Origin of the sequence: Methanospirillum sp. (genome assembly GCF_035406105.1) — an archaeon.
In the GTDB taxonomy this organism is placed as follows: domain Archaea; phylum Halobacteriota; class Methanomicrobia; order Methanomicrobiales; family Methanospirillaceae; genus Methanospirillum.
The window spans coordinates 1-4,952 of record NZ_DAONKG010000184.1 but is presented as its reverse complement, the minus strand read 5'-3'; the positions used below and the strand labels follow the sequence as shown (position 1 = coordinate 4,952).

The window sequence follows — 4,952 nt, the reverse complement described above, 5'->3', positions numbered from 1 at the left end:
AGTAGTGTATCTTAGTGAGAAGCCCCCTGAGCATGAAGGTCCGTTTCTACTCGAAGAACGTAATCTCATTAACTCACTGGCAGAAATGCTCAAGACCTATATGAATCGTATTGAGGGTGAGCAGGAACTTGCCAAGAAGATGCATGATCTGGGAGAACGTGTAAAAGAACAAACCCTTTTTTACAAAACTTCCTCCCTTATCCAGAATGATTCCCTGGCAATATCTGATGTCCTTCAGAACGTAGTAAATCTTATTCCTCCTGGCTGGCAATATCCGGAGATTACCGGGGCACGGATCCTGTATGGCGATATTGTCATTTCCACGGAGAATTACCGTCTGACATCGTGGATCCAGACCTCTTCTTTTGTCACGAGAACTGGAAAAAGCGGAAAGGTTGAAGTAGTGTATCTTAGTGAGAAACCCCCTGAGCATGAAGGTCCGTTTCTGCTTGAAGAGCGGAATCTGATTAATTCACTGGCAGATATGCTCAAGACCTATCTCGACCGGAAGGAGGGTGAACAGGAACTGGAGCGACGGATGGTTGAGATTGAGGAACTGGAACACCTGAATAATACCATAGTCCAGCAGATCCCAATGCCAGTGCTCCTTATTGATGAGAACCAGCAGATTCTGGTAACCAATGATGCATATATCCGATTAACAGGGTATACCCGGGAAGAACTTTTCCGGATGACTCCCCGTGATATTACCGTTCTTGAATATTCCGGAGAGGGTCTGAAGGAATTATTATCTGCCATAAAACCCACCTTTGGCGAGCTTACTTGTGAATTCCCGCTCGGGACCAGGATTCTTGAGCAGTATGGTATACCGATTCTCTCGAAATCAGGATCACTAGAAAATTTCCTGATCGTATATAATGATATCACCGAGCGAAAACAGCAGGAAGTCGAGGTTCAGAAATTGCTGACCGATTCCAGAACAATGTCCGAAACCCTCTCAAAGAGTGCAGAGGATCTTAAAACCGGTATGGCACGGATGGCAGAAGGAGATCTCCGATATCGTGCACCGGTCACGGATCAGGATCCCCTTTCGCAGATAAAAAATGATTATAATACTGCCCTTTCTGCGATATCTCTTCTGATAGAGGAACTTGAAGGATCCATCTCTCTTCTGACCAGAACATCAGAGAAAACGCTTTCACAGACCGATAATATCAAGCAGGCAATTCGTGATATTGCAGATGACGTCCAGAACTCCACGGTCGGAGCACGTGAGCAGATGGAAGAGACGCGACGGATTTCTGATGACATACGGTTACTTTCTGAATGTATCAGTCAGATTGTTGATATTACCACACGGCTCATGGAACTTGCGGCACAAACTGCCAGCCAGGGGGTAGAGGCCGGTAAGATTGGTTGCGTTGCCAACGAAAAGATGGAGTCGGTTGGGAAGATCAGCGCGGATAATATGAAGCAGATAACTGGTCTGAATGAGCAGATGACAGAGATTGATAAAATTGTCCGGCTTATTTCAGATATTTCCAGTCAGACAAATCTTCTTGCACTCAATGCGGCAATAGAGGCGGCACGGGCCGGTGAACATGGCAGAGGATTTGCGGTCGTGGCCCAGGAGGTAAAAAATCTTGCAGGTCAGTCTAAAATTGCTACAAACCAGATAGAAGAGCTTATCAGGACTATCCAGGCGAAATCAGCCGAGACGGTTCGATCAATTGAGGCTGCATACACTGAAATCCAGGAGGGAATCGCCAGTGTAAATAAGACGATAGATGCCCTCTCTTCAATTACATCCCATGTGACTGAAATATCTGATGGGATCAGCCAGGTCACGAAAGCAACGAAGGATGAAGAAATACTGATGCATCGGGTTCAGGAAGGTATCGGGATTATGAATTCCGAAAGTGAGAAAAATCTGGCACGAATGGAGGAGATATCACATCGGATGGATGAAAGCAGGCATGCTACGGATGATATTGCATCGTCATCACTGGAGATAGCACGTCTCTGTGGAAATCTAAAAAAACAGGCTGACCGGTTTTCCCTGTAACATGAGTACCCTTATATTGACACGGGTAAAACCATTTGATATGAACATTCGAGTGCTTATCGGGTTAAGTACCCTTCTTTCTCTTTTTATTCTGGCACAGACGGCATCAGCCGGACCGGCTCTTACTGATGATGACAAGGCATTTCTCTCTGATCTGATGACCACGGGAATTCCGATGTTATATCAGACTCCTGAAGCGATGAATATCGGGGTATATTACGGAAGGGATACTGCGATTGCTGATATTGCTTCAAAGAAGAGTGAAGCGCTTACCTCGATCACCGAGAAAATTAAGGGCTATAAACTCAGTCCTGAATTATCCCCGCTTCGTGAATCCTGGCTTTCTGCCGCTGATACCCTTAAGGCTGATCTTGATGAGTATGCAACGCTGATTCCTGGCTGTGGTTCATGTATATCAGCGATGAATAAGATGTACCCTGAACTTATTGCATCTGCTGATTCGTTCCAGAAGGAGTTTCTCACCTTTTATGGTAAAAATCAGCTAATACCCTGATTTTACTCAAGTCTTTTACACAGGATATCTATTGCTTCCTGAAAAGTCCTTGAATCAGGACGTACGATGACAACGGGGATGTCAACGATCCGCTCTATCAGGGTTGCAAGGATAGGGGCGCAGATGATCCCGCTGGCTCCCTCTTTTTCTGCCCGAACCGCTGCAACGATACAGTCTTCCATGGTATTTGCCGTATAACCCTTTATCTTAATTTTTCTCCCGTTGAGTTCAATCGTCCCTGCACCTATCTCATCAAGGAGAAATTTTGCTGCAATGATGGCGATCATATCCTGATCATAGGGCTCAAGGGCCTGCACAATCGCCCTGACAGTTGACAGCCGTGGATCCCGTTCTCCTGACGTGATTTTGTACAGCGTCGCAGGGGGGATTCCCGCAAGTTCTGCAAGGTCCTTCAGGCTCATCTGGCGTCGATCAAGTGCCTCTTCAAGGGCAGATTTGAAATCCTGTCTGAAGACAGAGCGGGAGAACATAGTAACAGGTATGAGGTTTCTCCTCTATGACTATTCAGGTATATCCTTTATATGCCAGGTGAAAACTGGATTATCTATGTCATTTTTCCTGCTGTGACGGTGATACATAATGAGCATCTTTTTGTCGTTTCAGGTTGACGTTTGAGAGATTTATGGCCGGAAAGAATCCGATTGCAGAGAAAATTCACGAGCTGACAGACCGGGATCTTACATTTATGCATGTATGCGGGACGCATGAGGCTGCTATTGCACGTCATGGTATCCGAAGCCTTCTTCCAAAAAACCTCAAGATTGTCATGGGGCCAGGCTGTCCGGTCTGTATTACACCTCAGGGAGAGATCGACGCAGCCCTTGAACTTGCTGAAAAAGGATGTATTATTGCGACATATGGCGATCTGCTCAGGGTTCCCGGCTCGAATGGGTCACTGGAGAGTTCGGGGGCCGATGTGCGGATTGTCCAGGGTGTGCATAAGGCAGTTGAGATTGCAAAGAATACCGATAAAGAGGTTGTCTTTGTCTCGGTTGGATTTGAAACCACGGCGCCCACCGTTGCTGCAATGCTTCTGACATCACCGCCTAAGAATTTTTCCATTCTCTGCTGTCATCGTCTGGTTCCCCCGGCGATGGCGTGGTTGTTATCACAGGGTGAGGCAGCACTGCATGGATTTCTCCTTCCCGGCCATGTTCTGACGGTCACGGGTCTTGCAGACTACCGAACCTTCCCGGTTCCCCAGGTGGTTGCCGGATTTGAACCTGATGATATTCTCCTTGGTCTTCTCATGCTCGTCCAGCAGATACGGGAGGGAACAGCACGGGTTGATAATGCCTATCCACGTGCAGTGAATGAAGAAGGCAACCCAAAAGCCATGTCAGTGATGCATATGGTCTTTGAGCCATGTGACGTCGAATGGCGGGGATTCCCGGTTATTCCAAAGTCAGGGCTCAGACTTCGTGAGGAGTTTTCAGCATGGGATGCCCAGAAGAAGTTTGGTGTTGAGATTAAACCGACGAAGAAACAAGCCGGTTGTATCTGTGATAAAATCCTCCGGGGTATCGCAACTCCGGTAGATTGTAAATTATTTGATAAGGTATGTACGCCACGGACGCCGGTCGGTCCATGTATGGTCAGTCATGAAGGGGCCTGTAAGATCTGGCACCATTATCATATTCGGAAAGTTTAGAGCTGATATTTCGATTATAATTTTTTGGTCATGATCACTTTTTTTTGTGAACTCTGGTCGGATTACTTGCACAATGGATCATGAGGCAGGGGTTTGTTACAACCAATTTTTCTTGATACATATGTATTCTTTGAGTGTATTGAAGACAGACCGGGTCCATTTTTGGTACGCAATTTCAAATGATGGTAGAAATGGAAAAACCTTGACTGGGGATGTCATCGTAGATGGTAAAATAGATACACCCGCCTGAGATCCGCGTGTAATGTGAACGGTCGAAAATTTGTCTGAATTGATGCCAGTCATTCAATATTTATTTCTAATAGCATCAGGAAAAATCACTGAATAACCAGAGCCTTTATCTGTGTTTAATGGAAACATAATAGGGTTGCCCCGGTAGGGTAGTGGATATCCTTGGAGCCTCCGGAGCTTTAGACCTGGGTTCAAATCCCAGCCGGGGCGTAATTAATAAAAGTTCAAATCCTCTGATGAAACAGAGTGGCTTTGCTTTTTCTATTTCTGATATCTTTTTTCATGTGTTGAAAATTTCTGGCATTGTCGTATGGTCATCGTGCCCAAGCAGCACTTGAGAAAAATATCATTCGCATAGGAGTTACGCAGTTAACTTTTATTATATGAAGATCTATATATATTGATAACGCCAATAATATACGTGCCTGTAACTATCCAACCTTCAGATGTTGATTATATCAATTACTTAATCGCTGCTCGCTGTGACGTTT

The 4,952-nt window shown here is 45.6% G+C and carries 4 protein-coding genes and 1 tRNA gene; 4 read left to right on the top strand and 1 reads right to left on the bottom strand.

The features are described 5' to 3' along the window. Positions 1 to 2,026 (top strand): methyl-accepting chemotaxis protein (locus tag PLA23_RS10405; protein WP_324475135.1); only part of this gene is annotated, 2,026 nt, incomplete at its 5' end. 40 nt (positions 2,027 to 2,066) lie between these two features. Further along, complete coding sequence (locus PLA23_RS10400; RefSeq protein WP_324330593.1) at positions 2,067 to 2,540, top strand: hypothetical protein; 474 nt, start codon at positions 2,067 to 2,069, stop codon at positions 2,538 to 2,540. A 2-nt stretch (positions 2,541 to 2,542) separates the two neighbouring features. Here PLA23_RS10400 and PLA23_RS10395 read toward each other — a convergent pair whose 3' ends face one another. Then, positions 2,543 to 3,031, bottom strand: a complete 489-nt coding sequence (locus PLA23_RS10395; protein WP_324330594.1) for a helix-turn-helix domain-containing protein — start codon at positions 3,029 to 3,031, stop codon at positions 2,543 to 2,545. A gap of 152 nt (positions 3,032 to 3,183) precedes the next feature. Here PLA23_RS10395 and hypD point away from each other — a divergent pair, with 152 nt between their 5' ends. Together hypD and PLA23_RS10385 are read left to right on the top strand one after the other, a co-directional pair. Beyond that, on the top strand, positions 3,184 to 4,212 hold the full coding sequence (gene hypD / locus PLA23_RS10390) for a hydrogenase formation protein HypD (protein ID WP_324330596.1): 1,029 nt from the start codon (positions 3,184 to 3,186) through the stop codon (positions 4,210 to 4,212). Between the two features lie 387 nt (positions 4,213 to 4,599). After that, a tRNA-Arg gene (locus tag PLA23_RS10385) sits at positions 4,600 to 4,671 on the top strand. The last annotated feature ends 281 nt before the right edge of the window (positions 4,672 to 4,952 follow it).